The 19,841-nt window shown below is 56.5% G+C and carries 18 protein-coding genes; 10 read left to right on the top strand and 8 right to left on the bottom strand.

Annotated features, from left to right (window positions below; all coding sequences use genetic code 11):
• Genes ssuD through ssuE form a run of 3 tightly spaced genes read right to left on the bottom strand, consistent with a single transcriptional unit; the run spans position 1 to position 2,673 of the window.
• Positions 1-1,146 (bottom strand): FMNH2-dependent alkanesulfonate monooxygenase, encoded by a 1,146-nt coding sequence (ssuD, locus tag KB890_RS05565; RefSeq protein ID WP_014907889.1) that lies wholly within the window; start codon positions 1,144-1,146, stop codon positions 1-3.
• Complete coding sequence (locus KB890_RS05560) at positions 1,143-2,105, bottom strand: sulfonate ABC transporter substrate-binding protein (RefSeq protein WP_004224027.1); 963 nt, start codon at positions 2,103-2,105, stop codon at positions 1,143-1,145. The genes ssuD and KB890_RS05560 overlap by 4 nt, the downstream gene beginning before the upstream one ends.
• Positions 2,098-2,673 carry an NADPH-dependent FMN reductase gene (gene ssuE / locus KB890_RS05555; RefSeq protein ID WP_002898296.1) on the bottom strand — a complete coding sequence of 192 codons (576 nt, stop codon included), beginning with the start codon at positions 2,671-2,673 and terminating at the stop codon, positions 2,098-2,100. The genes KB890_RS05560 and ssuE overlap by 8 nt, the downstream gene beginning before the upstream one ends.
• Before the next feature lie 249 nt (positions 2,674-2,922).
• Here ssuE and pyrD point away from each other — a divergent pair, with 249 nt between their 5' ends.
• On the top strand, positions 2,923-3,933 hold the full coding sequence (gene pyrD, locus KB890_RS05550) for a quinone-dependent dihydroorotate dehydrogenase (protein ID WP_002898303.1): 1,011 nt from the start codon (positions 2,923-2,925) through the stop codon (positions 3,931-3,933).
• Between the two features lie 169 nt (positions 3,934-4,102).
• On the top strand, positions 4,103-4,645 hold the full coding sequence (gene zapC / locus KB890_RS05545) for a cell division protein ZapC (RefSeq protein WP_020324401.1): 543 nt from the start codon (positions 4,103-4,105) through the stop codon (positions 4,643-4,645).
• On the opposite strand, the gene KB890_RS05540 is transcribed toward zapC, so the two are convergent.
• A complete protein-coding gene (locus KB890_RS05540) occupies positions 4,642-5,751 on the bottom strand; it encodes a YcbX family protein (RefSeq protein ID WP_004179196.1) in 1,110 nt (369 codons plus the stop codon). The two genes, zapC and KB890_RS05540, sit on opposite strands and share 4 nt — an antisense overlap.
• 99 nt (positions 5,752-5,850) lie before the next feature.
• On the opposite strand from KB890_RS05540, the gene rlmKL reads away from it, so the two are divergent.
• The 6 genes from rlmKL (at position 5,851) to rmf (ending at position 13,772) form a co-directional block, all read left to right on the top strand.
• A complete protein-coding gene (gene rlmKL / locus KB890_RS05535; RefSeq protein ID WP_014907888.1) occupies positions 5,851-7,956 on the top strand; it encodes a bifunctional 23S rRNA (guanine(2069)-N(7))-methyltransferase RlmK/23S rRNA (guanine(2445)-N(2))-methyltransferase RlmL in 2,106 nt (701 codons plus the stop codon).
• A 12-nt stretch (positions 7,957-7,968) separates the two neighbouring features.
• Positions 7,969-9,876, top strand: a complete 1,908-nt coding sequence (locus tag KB890_RS05530) for an ABC transporter ATP-binding protein (RefSeq protein WP_020324390.1) — start codon at positions 7,969-7,971, stop codon at positions 9,874-9,876.
• A gap of 14 nt (positions 9,877-9,890) precedes the next feature.
• Entirely contained in the window at positions 9,891-11,159 is a 1,269-nt protein-coding gene (gene pqiA, locus KB890_RS05525; protein ID WP_004147849.1) for a membrane integrity-associated transporter subunit PqiA, read from the top strand.
• Positions 11,149-12,786: an intermembrane transport protein PqiB gene (gene pqiB / locus KB890_RS05520; RefSeq protein ID WP_002898390.1), complete on the top strand. Its 1,638-nt coding sequence runs from the start codon at positions 11,149-11,151 to the stop codon at positions 12,784-12,786. Before pqiA ends, pqiB begins: the two co-directional genes overlap by 11 nt.
• A complete protein-coding gene (gene pqiC / locus KB890_RS05515; protein WP_002898392.1) occupies positions 12,786-13,349 on the top strand; it encodes a membrane integrity-associated transporter subunit PqiC in 564 nt (187 codons plus the stop codon). Before pqiB ends, pqiC begins: the two co-directional genes overlap by 1 nt.
• Before the next feature lie 255 nt (positions 13,350-13,604).
• Entirely contained in the window at positions 13,605-13,772 is a 168-nt protein-coding gene (gene rmf / locus KB890_RS05510) for a ribosome modulation factor (protein ID WP_002898396.1), read from the top strand.
• A gap of 68 nt (positions 13,773-13,840) precedes the next feature.
• On the opposite strand, the gene fabA is transcribed toward rmf, so the two are convergent.
• Complete coding sequence (fabA, locus tag KB890_RS05505) at positions 13,841-14,359, bottom strand: bifunctional 3-hydroxydecanoyl-ACP dehydratase/trans-2-decenoyl-ACP isomerase (protein WP_002898398.1); 519 nt, start codon at positions 14,357-14,359, stop codon at positions 13,841-13,843.
• A gap of 69 nt (positions 14,360-14,428) precedes the next feature.
• Positions 14,429-16,186: an AAA family ATPase gene (locus KB890_RS05500; RefSeq protein WP_020324406.1), complete on the bottom strand. Its 1,758-nt coding sequence runs from the start codon at positions 16,184-16,186 to the stop codon at positions 14,429-14,431.
• Positions 16,187-16,371: 185 nt separating this feature from the next.
• Here KB890_RS05500 and matP point away from each other — a divergent pair, with 185 nt between their 5' ends.
• Positions 16,372-16,824, top strand: a complete 453-nt coding sequence (gene matP / locus KB890_RS05495; RefSeq protein ID WP_002898404.1) for a macrodomain Ter protein MatP — start codon at positions 16,372-16,374, stop codon at positions 16,822-16,824.
• A 131-nt stretch (positions 16,825-16,955) separates the two neighbouring features.
• Here the strand turns inward: matP and ompA are convergent, their stop codons facing one another.
• The gene (gene ompA, locus KB890_RS05490) at positions 16,956-18,026 is read right to left on the bottom strand and encodes a porin OmpA (protein WP_002898408.1); all 1,071 of its coding nucleotides are present in this window, start codon (positions 18,024-18,026) and stop codon (positions 16,956-16,958) included.
• Positions 18,027-18,378: 352 nt separating this feature from the next.
• Positions 18,379-18,888, bottom strand: a complete 510-nt coding sequence (gene sulA, locus KB890_RS05485) for an SOS-induced cell division inhibitor SulA (protein ID WP_004893150.1) — start codon at positions 18,886-18,888, stop codon at positions 18,379-18,381.
• A gap of 348 nt (positions 18,889-19,236) precedes the next feature.
• On the opposite strand from sulA, the gene KB890_RS05480 reads away from it, so the two are divergent.
• Positions 19,237-19,833, top strand: a complete 597-nt coding sequence (locus KB890_RS05480; RefSeq protein WP_004179217.1) for a TfoX/Sxy family DNA transformation protein — start codon at positions 19,237-19,239, stop codon at positions 19,831-19,833.
• The last annotated feature ends 8 nt before the right edge of the window (positions 19,834-19,841 follow it).

The following is a 19,841-nucleotide window of genomic DNA, read 5'->3' as shown; positions in this document are numbered from 1 at the left end:
TCAGCTTTGCGCTACTTTACGCGGAATAAACTCGTTGGCGACCGCTTCCCCCTGCACGCGCAGGTTTTGCGGCTGCGGGATGGACGGCACCGCGACGTCAAGCAGGGGGAACAGCAGCTCTCCGACCCGGTACGCCTCTTCCAGATGCGGATAGCCGGAAAAGATAAAGCTATCGATACCCAGCGCGGCGTATTCATTGATCCGTTCGGCAACGGTGGCGGCATCGCCCACCAGCGCGGTCCCGGCGCCGCCGCGCGCTAAACCCACGCCAGCCCACAGGTTGGGGCTGATTTCCAGCTTATCGCGTCGCCCGTTGTGCAGGGCCGCCATCCTTTGCTGGCCGACGGAGTCGGTTCTGGCGAAAGCCGCCTGGGCGCGGGCGATCGTCTCGTCGTCAAGATGGGAGATAAGGCTGTCCGCCGCCTGCCACGCTTCCTCGTTGGTTTCCCTGACGATCACGTGCAGACGGATGCCAAAACGCACCTGGCGACCATGCCGGGCGGCTTTCTCTCGCACCTGAGCTATTTTCTCTGCCACCTGGGCCGGAGGTTCTCCCCAGGTAAGATAAAGATCGACCTGCTCAGCGGCCAGCTCCTGCGCCACCTCAGACGAGCCGCCGAAATAGAGCGGTGGACGCGGCTGCTGCAGTGGCGGAAACAGCAGTTTGGCGTCGCGAACGCGCTGATGCTTGCCGTTAAAGGTGACGGTTTCTCCCTCCATCAGCTTGCGCCAGATGTGGGTAAATTCAGCCGAGGCCTCATAGCGCTCGGTGTGGTCGAGGAAGACGCCGTCGCCTGCCAGTTCGGCAGGATCGCTGCCGGTGACCAGATTGAACAGCGCCCGGCCGTTTGACAGCCGGTCCAGGGTTGCCGCCTGACGCGCGGCCACCGTCGGCGATACCACGCTTGGCCTGAGGGCGACAAGGAACTTCAGCCGCTGCGTCACCGGGATCATTGAGGCCGCGACCAGCCACGCATCCTCACAAGAGCGTCCGGTCGGGATCAGCACGCCGGTGAAGCCCAGCCGATCCGCCGTCTGCGCGATTTGCTGCAGATAGCCATAATCGACCGGACGGGCACCCTCTTCGGTACCCAGATAACGACCATCACCATGGGTCGGTAAAAACCAGAACATATTCAGACTCATGATTTCGCTCCTTGTGTGGCGGTGGGCTGCCAGATGCGGGCCCGGATATCAACTTTTTGTGGCACCAGCTTGTTCTCGTAGAACAGGTCTGCCGTCTGCTGCTGGCGAGCGGCGGTTTCGGCGCTCACCGGGGTAACCGCGGTGGGGGGACGATGGTCCAGATAGCTGGCGATCACCGCCTCCGGTAAGCCCATCGTTTTCGCCAGCAGCGTAATGCTTTGCGCGCGTTGGCTGTGGGTCAGGGCATCGGCCTGAGTAAAGGTGTCGAGTACGCCTTCAATGAAAGCGCCATTGCGTTCAGCGTAGGGCCGGGAAGCAAGATAGAAGGATCCCGTCTGTTTCAGATCTGTTCCGTCAGTGAGTACCCGGGCGCCGCCCTGCAGCAGCGCGGCGGAGTAGTACGGATCCCAGATAGCCCATGCGTCGACATTGCCCTGCTGGAAGGCGGCGCGCGCATCGGCGGGGGCAAGGTAAACCGGCTGAATATCGCTAAATTTCAGACCTGCGAGCTGTAGGGCGCGCAGCAGCAGATTGTGGGAGCTGGAGCCTTTCTGAAAAGCGACCTTTTTCCCTTTTAATTCAGCAACGTTATGAATCGGGCTGCCCTGCGCCACCAGGATCACCTCCGCCTTGGGCTTGGGCGGCTCCGCGCCGATATAGACCAAATCGGCGCCTGCCGCCTGGGCAAATATAGGCGGAATATCGCCGGTACTGCCGATATCAATGCTGCCGACGTTCAGCGCCTCCAGCATCTGCGGACCGGCCGGGAACTCAATCCACGAGATATGGGTTTGCGGATAGCGCTGCTCCAGCAGCTGATGGCTCTTCGCCAGCACCATGCTGACGCTGCCTTTCTGGTAGCCGATGCGCAGAGCGTCAGGCGCCGCCGGGGCGGCGTGACCCAGCGTAGAGAATAGCAGCAGTCCGCCCAGAGTCAGGGCGCGGAGAGGATTAAGCATGCTCCACCCCACGCAGAGATGTTAACGACGGCGCACGGCTGCTGGGGCGATGCAGCGCCTGCCAGAAGGTCTCCAGGGCGTCATCAAGGCGCCGCTGCAGATTCGCGGTAAACTGCGGCTTATGCTGGTAATCGGTCACCTGGCTGTCATCAGCGAAGACGCCATGGAGGATCTCCTGGGCCTTGAGGGCATTCAGCACTGGCTTCAGCGCGTAGTCCACCGCCAGCATGTGGGCGATGGTGCCGCCGGTGGCCAGCGGCAGCACAATTTTGCCCTCCAGCGCTCGCTCAGGCAGCAGGTCGAGCAGCGTTTTCAGCGCGCCGGAGAACGAGGCTTTATACACCGGCGTGGCGATGATCAGGCCATCAGCCCCGGCCAGCTGTTCATTGAGCGTCTGCAGCGCCGGGTTGTCAAAACGAGCGTACAGGAGGTCTTCCGGGGCAAAGTTCTGCAGATGCCAGTGGCAGACTTCGATATCGGCGGCGGTGAGCGTCTCTCTGGCGTATTCCAGCAAGGCACTGGAACGGGAAGGGTAACGCGGGCTGCCCGCAAGCGTAATGACGCGCATCTCTCTCTCCTTATAACTAAATGTTTGCATTTATCTATAATTGATAACATTTATAGTGAGTGTGACAGAGGGCCATTATTTCCCTAAATGATTTATCCGCGGTTAGATAGCCGAAAAGCGCATAATGGCGCGCGGGGTAGGTAATCGTTTGCGCTGATGGGGGATTTTTTGTCGCAGGTCAATTCCCTTTCCGCAACAGATCGCACATAATACGCCCCCGGTTTGCACACCGGGAATCCAGGAGAGTTCATGTACTACCCCTTCGTTCGTAAAGCCCTTTTTCAGCTCGATCCTGAGCGCGCTCATGAAGTTACCTTTCAACAATTACGCCGTGTCACCGGGACGCCGCTGGAAATGCTGGTTCGCCAGAAGGTACCGGCCAGGCCTGTCACCTGCATGGGGCTAACCTTTAAAAACCCGCTGGGTCTGGCGGCCGGGCTGGATAAAAATGGGGAATGCATTGACGCGCTGGGCGCGATGGGGTTTGGTTCGATTGAGATCGGCACCGTGACGCCGCGTCCGCAGCCGGGCAACGATAAGCCAAGGATCTTCCGTCTGGTTGATGCCGAGGGATTGATCAACCGCATGGGCTTTAATAACCATGGCGTCGATAACCTGGTTGAGAATGTGAAAAAGGCGCATTTTGACGGCGTGCTGGGTATCAATATCGGCAAAAATAAAGATACGCCGGTTGAGCACGGGAAAGATGATTACCTGATTTGTATGGAAAAAGTCTATCCGTACGCCGGGTATATCGCCATTAATATCTCCTCGCCGAATACCCCAGGGCTGCGCACGCTGCAATACGGCGAAGCGCTGGATGATTTACTCTCCGGTATTAAAAATAAGCAGCTCGAGCTGCAGCAGAAGCATCAAAAATATGTCCCGGTCGCCGTAAAGATCGCGCCGGATCTTTTGCCTGAGGAATTGATCCAGGTTGCCGATAGCCTCGTGCGTCATAATATTGATGGCGTGATTGCAACCAATACCACCCTCGATCGTTCCCTGGTTCAGGGAATGAAACATTGCGATGAGACCGGCGGGCTTAGCGGTCGTCCATTACAATTAAAAAGCACTGAAATTATCCGTATGCTCTCCGCTGAACTGAATGGCCGTTTGCCTATCATCGGCGTGGGCGGCATTGATTCGGTGATTGCCGCGCGGGAAAAGATTGCCGCCGGGGCATCGCTGGTGCAGATCTATTCTGGATTTATTTTTAAAGGTCCGCCGCTGATTAAAGAAATTGTTACCCACATCTAATCTTTTCCTCCTCTGAATCCCACCCAGGGCTTTATTTCCGGCCCTGGTTGTTTTATATTCCCTCACTGTTGCTTATTTAAACATTTTAGACTTTTCTTAATTTTAGAAAATATTCTGCGGTAAGTCGCAACAACTTTGCAGAGGCGTATGAAAGGGGACAGGGGGAAAAATGCGGATTAAACCTGACGATAACTGGCGTTGGTATTACGATGAAGAGCACGACCGCATGATGCTCGATCTGGCCAATGGCATGTTATTTCGCTCGCGCTTCGCCCGGCGCATGCTGACTCCGGATGCCTTTGCCCCTTCGGGATTTTGCGTTGATGACGCCGCGCTCTATTTCTCTTTTGAAGAAAAATGTCGCGATCTCGAGCTATCGAAAGAGCAGCGGGCGGAATTTGTCCTTAACGCGCTCACCGCCATCCGTTTTCTCAAACCGCAGATGCCGAAAAGCTGGCACTTTATCGCCCATACCCATCACTGGCAGCCGAGCGGCGGCGACGCCGCCTGCGTTTGGCTGAGCGATACCGGCGAGCAGGTGAATTTACTGGTGGTGGAGCCGGGCGATAACGCCGCGCTCTGTCTGTTGGCTCAGCCGGGTCTCACCCTTGCCGGCCGCGTCATGCAGCTGGGCGATGTCATTAAAATCATGAATGACAGACTGCAGCCGGCGCAGAGCGCGGTCAGCTACAGTCTGGGGCAGGCGGTTTAAGGCGCCAGGCGTAGCGCTGTTTTCGGTACACAGCTGCAGGCGAGAATAGTGCCATCTCCGGCAACCGCGTTTTTCTTTAACGGACTCACTTCTCCCTCTTCCAGCCGGATGCGGCAGCTGCCGCAGATCCCCGCCCGACACGAATAGGGTACGCGAATGCCCTGTTGTTCCAGTTGCTCCAGCAGCACCTGCTGGTTATTGCCGGTAAACTGTTGACCCTGCCATTCGATGGCAACCGTAGCCTGCTGCTGCGCCTCGGGAGCCGGGGTATCGTCGCTTTCACCTGCCCCGTAGGCTTTCGCCGGGCCGCGGGTAAGGATTTCCACTTCATCTCCCACCCGGATCACCCCGCTGTTGCGGGCAATCAGGTTCTGGCCAAAATCGACATCGCCATTGTCCAGCGCGGTACGAAAACGCTTTAAGGTTTCCAGCGGCTCCCCGGCGGGATGCTTCTGACCGCGCTCCGGGCTGACGGTGGTAAAAATGCAGCGGCTGCACGGCTTAGCGACGTCAAACACCACCTCGCCGATGCGGATCACTTTCCAGCTATCTTCATCCCAGGCCGCCGCGCCGGTGACCACAAGGTTAGGGCGAAACTGTTCTATGCTTACGCTGGCCGGGCAGCGCTGTTGCAGATCGCGCAGGGAGGCCTCGTTAGCCAGCAGGTAAGGGTAGCCGTCGGCGAAGGAGAGCGGCACCGCATCATGGCGCTTTACCCGGCGGGTTAGCTGCGGCCCCAGCCAGCGCAGCTGGACATCGCGCTTGAAAAAGCCGCTGAGCCACTGGTTAACGGCGGCGGGCGCGATGAGGGCGGTAAAATGGTTGCCCCAGACTTCGGTCGGCTCGGCCTGCGTGGCGAAATCGCTAAAACGCACCACGGCGCTGCTGCCGTCCGGTGCGGTCAGGTGAAGGCCATCATGCAGCGGCGCCGGAATAAATTTCACCATTTGCGGAAACTGGCGAGCGGTAATAAAGGTCCCGTCGGTTTCGGTGACCATAAACAGGCGATCGAAGGCCAGGCCGCTGATATCAGCAAAGGCGTGGGTCAGGCCCATGCCGCGCATGGATTTAACAGGATGAATAAAAAGTCGCGATAGCGTTACCATACGCTGCCTCCGGGTTCCAAAAATAAGCCTATAACTTTATGACATAGGGCACATATTGGCTATAATGCGCACCAATTTTCTTTAAGTAAAAGTGACGATATGAATTCTCTGTTTGCCAGTACGGCTCGTGGGCTGGAAGAGCTGTTAAAAACTGAACTGGAAGGGCTTGGCGCGACGGACTGCCAGGTAGTCCAGGGCGGGGTCCATTTTCAGGGGGATACGCGCCTGCTGTATCAAAGCCTGATGTGGAGCCGGCTGGCTTCGCGCATCATGCTGCCGCTGGGCGAATGTCGCGTATACAGCGATCTGGATCTGTACCTCGGCGTACAGGCCATTCCGTGGACGGAGATGTTCAACCCTGGCGCCACCTTCGCGGTGCATTTTAGCGGCCTCAATGACGAGATCCGTAACAGCCAGTACGGCGCGCTGAAGGTTAAAGACGCCATTGTCGACAGCTTCACCCGTAAGAATCTGCCGCGCCCGAACGTCGATCGTGAGTCGCCCGATCTGCGGATCAACGTCTGGCTGAACAAAGAGACGGCGCACATCTCGCTGGATCTGAGCGGCGAAGGCCTGCACCTGCGCGGCTATCGCGATGGTACCGGAATGGCGCCGATCAAAGAAAATCTCGCGGCGGCGATCGTCATGCGCTCTGGCTGGGTACCGGGTACGCCGCTGCTCGATCCGATGTGCGGCTCCGGTACCCTGCTGATTGAAGCGGCGATGCTGGCGACCGACCGCGCGCCGGGCCTGCACCGCGGCCACTGGGGCTTTGGCGGCTGGGCGCAGCACGATGACGCCATCTGGAAAGAGGTGAAGGCGGAAGCGCAAACCCGCGCTCGTCAGGGATTGGCAGCGTATGAGTCACGCTTCTACGGCTCAGACGTCGACGTGCGCGTAATCGAGCGCGCGCGCCGCAACGCCCGCCGCGCCGGCATTGGCGAGCTGGTCGATTTTGACGTGAAAGACGTCGCCCAACTGAACAACCCGCTGCCGAAAGGCCCGTACGGGACGGTGATCAGTAACCCGCCGTACGGCGAACGTCTGGAAAGCGAGCCAGCGCTGATCGCTCTGCACAGCCTGCTTGGCCGGATAATGAAAAGTCAGTTCGGCGGCTGGAACCTGTCGGTATTCAGCGCTTCGCCGGAGCTGCTGAGTTGCCTGCAGCTGCGTGCCGACAAGCAGTTTAAAGCCAAGAACGGCCCGCTGGACTGCGTGCAGAAGAATTATCACCTGGCGGAGAGCGAAGGCGGCAAGCCGGCGATGCTGGCGGAGGATTTTGCTAACCGTCTGCGTAAGAACCTGAAGAAGTTTGAAAAATGGGCCCGCCAGGAAGGAATCGAATGCTATCGCCTGTACGATGCTGATCTACCGGAATACAACGTGGCCATTGACCGCTATGCCGACTGGGTGGTGGTCCAGGAGTATGCCCCGCCGAAAACCGTCGACGCGCATAAGGCGCGCCAGCGTCTGTTCGACATCATCGCTGCGACTATCGCCGTACTGGACATGGCGCCTAACAAGCTGGTGCTGAAAACCCGTGAACGGCAGAAGGGGAAAAACCAGTATCAGAAGATGGCGGAGAAGGGCGACTTTATTGAGGTACAGGAGTATAACGCGCGCCTGTGGGTCAACCTCACCGACTACCTGGATACCGGTCTGTTCCTCGACCACCGTATCGCACGTCGCATGCTCGGCCAGATGAGTAAAGGTAAGGACTTCCTGAACCTGTTCTCCTATACCGGCAGCGCCAGCGTCCACGCAGGCCTCGGCGGTGCGCGATCCACCACCACGGTGGATATGTCACGCACCTACCTGGAGTGGGCGGAACGCAACCTGCGTCTCAATGGCCTGACCGGCCGCGCGCATCGCCTGATGCAGGCGGACGTGCTGGGTTGGCTGCGGGAGAGCACCGAGCAGTTCGATCTGATCTTTATCGATCCGCCGACCTTTTCCAACTCCAAACGAATGGAAGATGCGTTTGACGTCCAGCGCGATCACATTCGCCTGATGACCGATCTAAAACGTCTGCTGCGTAAAGGCGGCACCATTATGTTCTCGAATAACAAACGCGGTTTCCGTATGGATCATGACGGGCTGGCGGCGCTTGGCCTGAAGGCGCAAGAGATTTCGCAAAAAACGCTGTCGCAGGATTTTGCCCGCAACCGTCAGATCCACAACTGCTGGCTGATTACCGCAGCCTGAAAGGAATAAATAATGTCACTGATTAGTATGCACGGCGCCTCGCTTTCCTTCAGCGATGCGCCGCTGCTGGATAATGCCGAGCTGCATATTGAAGATAACGAACGCGTCTGCCTCGTCGGACGCAACGGCGCCGGTAAATCTACCCTGATGAAGATCCTCAACCGCGAACAGGGGCTGGATGACGGACGCATCATTTATGAACAGGACCTGATCGTGGCGCGTCTGCAGCAGGATCCGCCGCGTAACGTTGCTGGTACGGTATACGATTTTGTCGCCGAAGGGATCGCCGAGCAGGCGGCTTATCTGAAAGCCTACCATGACGTGTCGCATCAGGTGATGACCGATCCGAGCGACAAAAATTTAAATGAACTGGCGCGCCTGCAGGAGCAGCTCGATAACCTGGGACTATGGCAGCTGGACAGCCGCATTAACGAAGTGATTGAGCAGCTGGGCCTTGACGCCAATGCGCAGCTGGCGTCGCTGTCCGGTGGCTGGTTACGTAAAGCGGCGCTGGGCCGCGCCCTGGTCAGTGGGCCGCGCGTGCTGCTGCTGGATGAGCCCACTAACCATCTCGATATCGAAACCATCGACTGGCTGGAAGGTTTCCTGAAAACCTTTAAAGGCACGATTATCTTTATTTCGCATGACCGTTCCTTTATCCGCAATATGGCGACGCGCATTGTCGACCTCGATCGTGGCAAGCTGGTGACCTATCCGGGAAATTACGATCAGTATCTCCTCGATAAAGAAGAAGCCCTGCGGGTCGAAGAACTGCAGAATGCAGAATTTGACCGCAAGCTGGCCCAGGAAGAGGTGTGGATCCGTCAGGGTATCAAAGCGCGCCGGACCCGTAACGAAGGCCGAGTCCGCGCGCTGAAGGCGATGCGCCGCGAGCGCGGTGAGCGTCGGGAAGTGATGGGCAGCGCGAAGATGCAGGTTGAGGAGGCTTCCCGTTCCGGCAAAATCGTCTTTGAGATGGAAAACGTCAACTATCAGGTTGACGGCAAAGTGCTGGTGAAGGATTTCTCCGCACAGATCCAGCGCGGCGACAAGATCGCCCTGATCGGCCCCAACGGCTGCGGGAAAACCACGTTGCTGAAGCTGATGCTCGGCCAGCTGCAGGCCGACAGCGGGCGGATCCATGTTGGCACCAAGCTGGAAGTCGCCTACTTCGACCAGCACCGCGCGGAGTTGGATCCGGATAAAACGGTGATGGACAACCTGGCGGAAGGCAAACAGGAGGTAATGGTTAACGGTAAGCCACGTCATGTGCTGGGTTATCTACAGGACTTCCTGTTCCATCCGAAACGAGCGATGACCCCGGTACGTGCGCTTTCCGGAGGGGAACGTAACCGCCTGCTGCTGGCCCGGCTGTTCCTGAAACCCAGCAATCTGCTGATCCTTGATGAACCGACTAACGACCTCGATGTTGAAACGCTGGAGCTGCTGGAAGAGCTGATCGATGGCTATCAGGGGACCGTGATGCTGGTGAGCCACGATCGTCAGTTTGTCGACAATACCGTGACCGAGTGCTGGATCTTCGAAGGCGGCGGTCGTATTGGCCAGTACGTCGGCGGCTATCACGACGCCCGCGGTCAGCAGGCCCAGTCTTTGGCGCAAAAGCATACGGTCGTTAAAAAAACGACGGAAGTCGCTCAGCCAAAAGCAGAAACTGTCAAACGCGGCGGGAACAAACTAAGCTATAACCTGCAGCGCGAGCTGGAACAACTGCCGCAGAAGCTGGAGGCTCTCGAGGCCGAACTGCAGACGCTGCAGGATCAGGTTGCCGATCCCGATTTCTTCGGGCAACCGCACGATCGCACGCAGCAGGTGCTGGCGCAGCTGGCCGAAGCGGAGCAGGCGCTGGAAGCGGCCTTTGAACGCTGGGAATATCTCGAAGGATTAAAGAACGGCGCCTGAGCCGAGGAGTTGTCATGTGCGATCATCATCATGCTGCGCGACATATTCTATGTCCCCAATGTGATTTGCTGGTGGCTTTGCCGCAGCTTGAGCATCGCCAGAAAGCCGCCTGCCCGCGCTGCGGTACAACGTTAACCACCACGTGGGACGCGCCTCGCCAGCGTCCCACGGCGTATGCGCTGGTCGCGCTGTTTATGCTGCTGCTGGCCAACCTGTTCCCTTTTATCTATATGAAAGTGGGCGGCATCAGTAGCGAAATAGAGCTGCTGGAAATTCCCAACGTACTGTTTACCGAGGATTACGCCAGTCTCGGGACTTTCTTTTTACTCTTTGTTCAATTAGTGCCGGCGTTTTGCCTGGTCACCATTTTGCTGCTGGTTAATCGGGTCAGAATGCCTGCCGGCCTGAAGACGTTCCTTGCGCGAATTCTCTTTCAACTGAAAACCTGGGGCATGGCGGAGATCTTTCTTGCCGGCGTGCTGGTGAGCTTCGTCAAGCTGATGGCCTACGGTGATATCGGCATCGGTCTGAGCTTTGTTCCCTGGTGTATGTTTTGCCTGCTGCAGTTACGTACTTTTCAGTGCGTCGACCGCCGCTGGCTATGGGATGATATTGCCCCCATGCCGGCCATTACCCAGCCGCTGAAGGTCGGGGTGACCGGTATCCGTCAGGGGCTGCGCTCCTGTGCCTGCTGTACGGCGGTGTTGCCGGTCGATCAGACCGTCTGCCCGCGCTGTAACAGTAAAGGAACGGCGCGGCGCAAAAATAGCCTGCAGTGGACGCTGGCGCTGCTGGTGACGTCATTTATCCTTTATCTCCCTGCCAACATTATGCCGATCATGATCACCGATCTGCTGGGCGATAAAATGCCATCGACCATTATGGCCGGGGTGATTTTACTGTGGAGCGAAGGTTCTTATCCGGTGGCGCTGGTGATCTTTATCGCCAGTATTATGGTGCCGACGCTGAAGATGATCGCTATCGCCTGGTTATGCTGGAACGCCAACGGCAACGGCGCGCGAGATTCGGAGCGCATGCATCTGATCTATGAGGTGGTGGAATTTGTTGGCCGCTGGTCAATGATTGACGTTTTTGTCATCGCCGTGCTCTCTGCGCTGGTCCGCATGGGAGGGTTAATGAATATCTATCCAGCCATCGGCGCGGTCATGTTTGCGCTGGTGGTGGTGATGACCATGTTTTCAGCCATGACATTTGATCCCCGTTTACTGTGGGATCGTGAGCCAGATTCAAGCCATGAGGAAATACAACAACATGGAAAATAAGAGCGGAGAAGCGAAAGTGCAGAAGGTGAAGAACTGGTCACCGGTGTGGATCTTCCCTATCGTCACTGCGCTGATCGGGGCATGGATCCTGTTTTATCATTACAGCCATCAGGGGCCTGAGGTCACGCTGATCACCACCAATGCGGAAGGGATTGAAGGGGGAAAAACCCGGATCAAGAGCCGCAGCGTAGACGTTGGGGTGGTGGAGAGCGCGACGCTGACCGACGATCTCACCCACGTGGAAATCAAAGCCCGCCTCAATTCCGGGATGCAGAAGCTGCTGCACAACGATTCCGTCTTCTGGGTGGTAAAGCCGCAGGTTGGGCGCGAGGGGATCAGCGGTCTTGGGACATTGTTGTCCGGGGCCTATATTGAACTGCAGCCGGGAACGAAAGGTTCGGTGCCAGCGCAGTATCCGCTACTGGATTCTCCGCCGCTGGCCTCGCCGGATGCCAAGGGGATCCGTATTCTACTGGAAAGCAGCAAGGCGGGCCAGCTGTCGCCGGGCGATCCGGTGTTGTTCCGCGGCTATCGCGTGGGGTCAGTGGAAACCAGCACCTTCGACACGCAGAAACGTCGTATAACTTACCAGCTGTTCATCAATGCGCCGAACGATCGCCTGGTGACCACCAACGTTCGTTTCTGGAAAGACAGCGGGATCGCTGTAGATTTGACCTCGGCGGGGATGCGCGTCGAGATGGGCTCGCTGTCGACGCTGTTTGGCGGCGGGGTGAGCTTCGATATTCCTGAAGGACTGGACCTCGGCGAGCCGGTGGCGAATAAAACGGAATACCATCTGTTTGACGATCAGAAGAGCATCCAGGATTCAGTCTTTACCGAGCATATCGATTACGTCATGTTCTTCAAAGACTCGGTTCGCGGCCTGCAGCCGGGCGCGCCGGTGGAGTTCCGCGGTATCCGTCTGGGCACCGTCGGCAAAGTGCCGTTCTTTATTCCGGGGCTGAAGCAGCGTTTGAACGATGACTATCGTATTCCAGTGGAAGTGCGGGTTGAACCGCAACGGCTGATTAATCAGCTTGGCGGCGATCCGAATATTCGCGCCCACATTGACGATCTGATCAACCGCGGACTGCGCGGCTCGCTGAAAACCGGTAACCTGGTGACCGGCGCGCTGTATATCGATCTCGACTTCTATCCGAAGGCGCCCCCGCGCGGGAAAATACAGGAGTTTAACGGCTATCCGATTATCCCGACCATCAGCGGTGGACTGGCACAGATCCAGCAGCGTCTGATGGATGCGCTGGATAAGATTAATAACCTGCCGATTAATCCGCTGCTGGAGCAGGCGACCAGCACCCTGGCGCAGAGCGAGAAGACGATGCAGCACGTGCAGACCACGCTGGATAATCTGAATAAGATCACCTCCAGCCAGTCAATGCAGCAGCTGCCCGCCGATATGCAGACGACGCTGCGTGAACTGAACCGTAGCATGCAGGGCTTCCAGCCGGGCTCTGCGGCCTACAATAAGATGGTGGCCGATATGCAGCGTCTGGATCAGGTGCTGCGTGAGCTGCAGCCGGTTCTGAAAACGCTAAATGATAAGAGCAATGCGCTGGTATTTGAGGCGAAGGATAAAAAAGATCCACAGCCGAAGGGAGCGAAATAATGAAAAAATGGTTACTGGCGGCAGCCGTATGCGTACTGACGGCGTGCAGTAGCGGCGGGGAAAGCAAGACATACTATCAGCTACCGGTTGTGCAGGGCGGCGCGCAGAGCGCCGCCAGTCAGGGGGCACGTCTGCTGTGGGTAGAGCAGGTCAGCATCCCGGATTATCTGGCGGGTAACGGGGTGGTCTATCAGACCACCGACGTGCAGTATGTGATCGCCAATAATAATCTGTGGGCCAGTCCGCTGGATCAGCAGCTGCGCACTACGCTGGTGGCAAATCTCAGCCAGCAGTTGCCCGGCTGGGTAGTGTCGTCCCAGCCGCTGGGGAGTGAGCAGGATACCCTCAACGTTGCGGTCAATGGCTTTCATGGTCGCTATGACGGGCGGGTTATCGTTAGCGGCGAGTGGCTGCTGAAGCATCAGGGACAGCTGATTAAGCGCCCGTTTAACATCGTCCTCAGGCAGGAACAGGATGGTTATGACGCGATGGTCAAGACCCTGGCGCAGGCGTGGAGCCAGGAGGCGGCTGCCATTGCCAGCGAGCTTAATCGTCTGCCATAAGTAAAATTCATCATAATGACCTGCCGCGCGGTTCACCTGGGCCGCGCGGCATTTTTTTTTTGCCAGGTCAGTTTGTTACCGGCGGCTACGCCGAGCGAACAAAAAATGAACTCTTATATAGGTCACAAATATGACACTGGCGTGAATTTTGCGCATTGACGTTGCCTTCTTTTCGCGGTATTCGTAACCCGTGGCTGCACAATTTGCGACCACTGTTTTCTTTTCCACCAGATCAAAGAATGAGGGAAACGAGGCATGAAGAGACAAAAACGAGATCGCCTGGAACGGGCACACCAACGCGGATATCAGGCGGGTATCGCGGGAAGATCGAAAGAAATGTGTCCATACCAGAGCCTGAATCAACGCTCATGGTGGCTGGGAGGCTGGCGAGAAGCCATGGAGGACAGGGTACTAACGGCCTGACACTGTCTCTTTAAAAAAGAAGCCTCCGCATAGCGGGGGCTTCGCCTTTTAATCGCTGCTGAATGTTATCAGAAAGCGGAAGTATCCTGGAACAGACCCACTTTCAGATCGTTCGCGGTGTAGATCAGACGATCGTCAACCAGCACTTCACCATCCGCAAGTCCCATAATCAGACGACGGTTAACAATGCGCTTGAAGTGGATGCGGTAGGTGACTTTTTTCGCGGTCGGCAGAACCTGACCGGTGAATTTCACTTCGCCAACGCCCAGCGCGCGGCCTTTGCCTTCGCCGCCCAGCCAGCCAAGATAGAACCCGACCAGCTGCCACATAGCATCCAGGCCCAGGCAGCCCGGCATCACCGGATCGCCGATAAAGTGGCAACCGAAGAACCACAGGTCAGGATTGATGTCGAGTTCTGCCTCAACATAACCTTTATCGTAGTTACCACCGGTTTCGGTCATTTTGATGACGCGGTCCATCATCAGCATGTTTGGTGCCGGTAACTGCGGGCCTTTCGCGCCGAACAGTTCACCACGACCAGAGGCAAGAAGATCTTCTTTTGTATAGGATTCGCGTTTATCTACCATGTTTTCAGTAAGCCTTATTTTAAGTTCGGGACGCAGGATAGCTAACACGTGTAAGCTGAACAAGTCCGATCAGTTAGAACTTGTCCCACCTAACCAGCGTAGCGGCCACGGAAAACGATGGCGAGTCTCTTGCTGGGTCGCCTGCGCTATCCGCTCCTGAATGGTTTGTCGCAGCGTCTGTCCTTCACCGTCCCACATCAGCTGGGTCAACATCGGCAGCGCTTCGGTAATATCGTCAATGGCCCAGATAGCAAACTGGTTGTCGGCAACGGCCTGACGTAGCTCGTGGCTCAGGCTGAGATGACGAACGTTGGCGGCAGGGATAATCACTCCCTGTTTGCCGGTTAAACCGCGCTGCTGACAGATAGTGAAGAAGCCTTCAATTTTCTCGTTCAGGCCGCCGACCGGCTGCACGCGACCAAACTGGTCGACGGAGCCGGTGATCGCGATGCTCTGATTTATCGGTACGTTGGCCAGGGCGCTGATTAAGGCGCAGAGTTCCGCCATGGAGGCACTGTCGCCATCCACTTCACTGTAAGACTGCTCAAAGGTCAGCGAAGCAGTGAAGGGAAGCTGCTGCTCCAGCTCCAGCTCGGACATCAGAAAAGCCTGCATGATCATCATGCCTTTCGCATGAATGTTACCGCCCAGCTCGGCTTTACGTTCGACGTCGATAAATTCGCCATCGCCAATGTGCACGACGCAGCTGATGCGTGAAGGTTCACCGAACGCGCGTGGATGACCGGGGAATTCGATCACCGACAGGGCGTTGATCTGCCCGACGCATTCGCCTTCGGTTTCAATCAGGATCTGTTCCTGCAGGATTTCATCCTGCATACGCTCCGCCAGGTAGCCTTCACGCCATACCCGGCGCGCCAGCATGGTCTGCATCGCTTCGCCGCTAATCTCCTCGCCTTCGCAGAAGGCGGCGGCCTCCCGCAGCTGGCGGGTTATCCATAGCGGACTGAGCGGCAGGGTCTCCTGATCGCCGGTATAGCGCGTTCCCTCATCGATCAGCAGAGGCCAGGCATCGGCTGCCGGGCCCGGCAGCTCCAGCTGCTGCGCATTCTGCCATACCCACTGGCACCAGGCCTTTAGCGTGTCGGCGTCAGCAAACTGCAGAGTGTCTTCATACTCGCTATAGATCGCCTGCGCAGCCAGCACCGGCTCCATTTCCTGGAAATCGGCCAGCGATTCGCGTTCGCCCACCAGGATGATTTTCAGACTCAGCGGCATGGAGGGAATGCTGACCGGCAGCGGACGCGATTCATCCATAGAAAGCCAGTCAAAGCGCTGACGAGTCACCATATTTTTCAGACGCACCCACAGCAGCGGTTGCGCCAGCAGTGTACGTAGCGAAAGCACAAGCACGCCGCCGTTGGCTTGATGGACCAGCCCAGGCTGGAGGGTGATTGCACCGTTAAACTGGCGTACGCAGCCAAAAAGCTGTTCCGCTTCTACCCAATCGGCCATCACGACCGGGGCAGTGCTGGCGAAATTATCCTCAGCGCTCTGCGCCGGTGCGAGCGTCACCTGAGCGTCGGTTACCTCATAGCGGACGCCGTAAAGCGGTGCGGCAGGCTCGTGCAGAGTCCGGGTTTCAGCCGCCAGCCATTGCAGATATTCCGGCTCTTCAGGGGCTTTCACCAGCATGAAGGAGGAGACTGCCGGCGTGTACAGCAGCTGCTCAAGCCCATAGAACAAACGCGGCTGCAGATCGCCCGAGAGGGAGGGGGCCGGATGGGAAAGTTCAGCTTGAGCAAACAGCGCCTGGTAAGCTTCCAGATCAGGCGCAAGGTCGGTTCGGGTCAGTTTCGTAATGGTCAAAGTCGCTGTTTTTTAGTTAGATGTAAAGCGCGCAATTATACCTGATGCCGCGACCGAGCACACGGAGGATTATGGTTACCCTGATGATTACCCGGTCGCAGACTTCACGAATAATGATTTATATTCAGCACATCAGAAAAAAACTGATATCCTGAAATGAGTTACACGGTCACATTGAGATCGCAATGAAATATCAACAACTGGAAAATCTTGAAAGCGGCTGGAAATGGAAATATCTGGTAAAGAAGCACCGGGAAGGTGAGCTGATTACCCGCTACATTGAGGCCAGCGCTGCGCAAGCTGCGGTAGATGACTTGCTGACGCTCGAGAATGAACCTGTGCTGGTGCATGCCTGGATTGAGCAGCATATGAATCCGGCGCTGATGAACCGCATGAAGCAGACTATCCGCGCGCGACGGAAACGCCATTTTAACGCTGAGCATCAGCATACGCGTAAGAAGTCTATCGACCTTGAGTTTGTCGTTTGGCAGCGTCTTGCTGGCCTGGCGCAGCGGCGGGGCAAAACCTTGTCTGAAACCATCGTCCAGCTGATTGAAGATGCCGAGCACAAAGAGAAATATGCCAGCAAAATGTCGAGCCTGAAGCACGATCTGCAGGTACTGTTAGGGAAAGAATAGCCAGGTAAGAGCGTCGACCCGCCTGCTGGTGGTTGCCCTGGCCGGGGACTGCTTCACAGCTCTCAGCCGCTGAAGTGGGCGAGAGGGCATAAAAAAAACCCGCCGAAGCGGGTTTTTTTATCGGTTATAACTTAAGCCGCCGGCTGAGTTACAACTTCTTTGTAGCCTTTAACTTCGATCTCTACACGACGATCCGGAGCCAGGCAATCGATCAGGGCAGCGCGAGCTTTCACGTTGTCACAGGTGTTGCCAGTAACCGGGTTGGATTCACCCATGCCGCGAGCGGAGATTTTGCCAGCCGGGATGCCTTTAGCAACCAGGTAGTCAACAACGGACTGAGCACGTTTCTCAGACAGCTGCTGGTTGTAAGCTTCGGAACCGATGCGGTCGGTGTAGCCCAGAACAACAGCGGAACCGTCTTTCGGATCCATGTTGCTCAGCTGAGTGTACAGCTGATCCAGAGCCTGCTGACCTTCCGGTTTCAGGGTAGCTTTGTTGAAGTTGAACAGAACGTCAGACTTCAGGGTGAAGTGCTTGGTAGCCACTTCCGGAGCCGGAGCCGGAGCCGGAGCAACAACCGGTGCAGCATCTTCCTGACCGAAGCGGTAGGAAACGCCCAGGCTCAGCATGCCGTTATCAGGACGGGTACCCACAGTGCCCGCGTCGCCGATGTTGTTAACCCACTGGTATTCCAGACGGGTAGCGATGTCACGAGTAACAGCCCACTCTACGCCGCCAGCAAATACTGGGGAAACGCCAGTGTCGTGTTCGCTACGGGAAACGCCGGTAGAAGCGTAGTTGCCTTTGGAGTCAGCGCGCCAAACCATGCCGCCCAGACGGGTGTAGATGTCCAGATCGTCAGTGATCGGGTAACCCAGTTTAGCGGTCAGCTGAACGCCCTGAGCTTTGAAAGCACCGTTGTCAACGCTGCCTTTATATGCCATACGGCCCAGCCAGTCATAACCCATTTCGAAACCGAGGTACGGGTTAACCTGGTAACCACCGAACGCACCAGCACCAAGCTGATCGTTACGGGTCGGACCGTTGTTGTTCTGGAAACCGTTACCGTAGAAACCGGTGTCGTGATACTGGGACCAACCCAGTTTACCACCTGCATACCAGGTGTTATCTTTCGGAGCGGCCTGCGCTACGGTAGCGAAGCCAGCCAGTGCCACTGCAATCGCGATAGCTGTCTTTTTCATTTTTTGCGCCTCATTATCATCCAAAATTCGCCATGAAGTTACAAAAGACCTCACGGTTAAATCCTTCACCGGGGGCGTGACTTGTTGTTAACTATGCTGATACATGCAGCGTAAGCCGATCACCCCTGGCGATGTAAAGTCTACAACTTAGTTCGAAACTTACAAGTGTGAACTCTGTCAGGCATATGAAAAAAAAGGGTTGTGTACACAATATTTAACAAATATGGTTGATTTTCGTACACGAAAAAAAGACAGAAATCCCCGTGTGGCAGGCATTCCGCGAAAAAGACCATAAAAAACGCTGTACCTTTCCCAGCGGTAAAAAAAATTCCAGGAATAATCCTAATTTCACTCAATGATACAAATTTGAGTGAATTTTTAGCCCGCTGAGTTGTCTGCCGAGCGTGCCCTGATTTCGCACCGGGCGCATGATGAATCCCATCGCGGACCCTACCTGGGCAGCGTTAACGAGACGTTCGTGTTCGTCAGCGGTTAACTCCTCCGCCAGCCAGCAGATAACCACACTATAATTACCCGTGCGCAGGGCACGGATCATTGAGTCTATGGTATGGCAGGGAGAGAGCTGGCTAATTTGCATGACCTTGGACAGCGGCAGACCGGCGGACTGAACCCATTCGCGGCTGAGCTTTTGTTGCGGCGTGAGCCACAGCTGCCAGCGCGACTGTTGACCCAGCTGCTGTAATAAAGGTAGCAGCAATAACTGCGTCATCATGGGTTGATCTTCACGATAGACAATTTCACTGATCAGCCCATTGGTGTTCTGGTCGCCAGAACGATGAGCGTAGTGGCCTGCCGGAGCAGAAGCCTGTGCTGAACGGTTTGCGTGAGCTGAAGTAAACATAGTCTATCCCGCCTTTAGTTACTGTATGCATATACAGTATCTTCGCCAGGGGAAAAGATCAACCGCAATTTGCCATTTTGCTGCCGGGAATTTAATCGCTTCTCGTGGTTCCGTATCTGTCAAGAGAAGCCCCTGCATTATCCAATCCTTAACGCGCGCTAATGGTTTCATTTCTCCCTGTCGATTGCTGCAACGCTTGCGATTTTCTGAAAGCGTCTCGCAAAACCGCATTCTGGTGAAAAAGTCGGCGAAAATCATCTTGCTGCTGCCCGGGAAGTCCCTTATGTTTTCTCTTAGCGGATCCGTTAACAACTTAAGTTTAATTACATGATTAACAAAGGAATGATCATGAGAAAACTAGTTTGTCCGCGGCTCCCGCAATTTCAGGCCTGCGTCTCACCGCTGGGTCAACTGCATACTCGTCCGCTCTTTGGCGGCTACAGCCTGGCTATTGATGATACGGTGTTTGCGATGGTGGCCGAGGGAAACATTTATCTGAAGGCCTGCGAGCAGAGCGCTGCTTATCGGGTGGAACATCGTAATCCTCTGTTAACGCTGCGCCGACACGGCCGCATAGTGCCGCTGAAGTATTATCAAATTGACGACACTTTATGGCGCGATGAGCAGCAGCTTTTTCGGCTATCGCTACTGTCGTGGCAGAGTGCGCAGCGCGAAAAGAACTGCCGACGGGCGTCGGGCCGCCTGAAGGATTTACCCAATATCAGCTTTCATATGGAATTGCAGCTGATTCACGCGGGCATACCGGACGTTAGGACGTTGCGGGAAGTTGGTGCGCAGGAGGCATGGCTGAGGCTACGCGTAAATAATGCTTCTTTATCGCTGAGCGTATTGCTGGCGCTGGAGGGGGCGATTGCCGGGGTACATGCCGCCGCGCTCCCGACGCCACGGCGTCAGGAGCTTCTCGAATGGGCGGCTACCCGGTAGCGGAAAAG

The sequence above is a fragment of the Klebsiella sp. P1954 genome, from assembly GCF_018199955.1.
Taxonomy (GTDB): Bacteria; Pseudomonadota; Gammaproteobacteria; order Enterobacterales; family Enterobacteriaceae; genus Klebsiella; species Klebsiella pneumoniae.
This window is presented reverse-complemented; position numbering and strand designations above follow the sequence as displayed.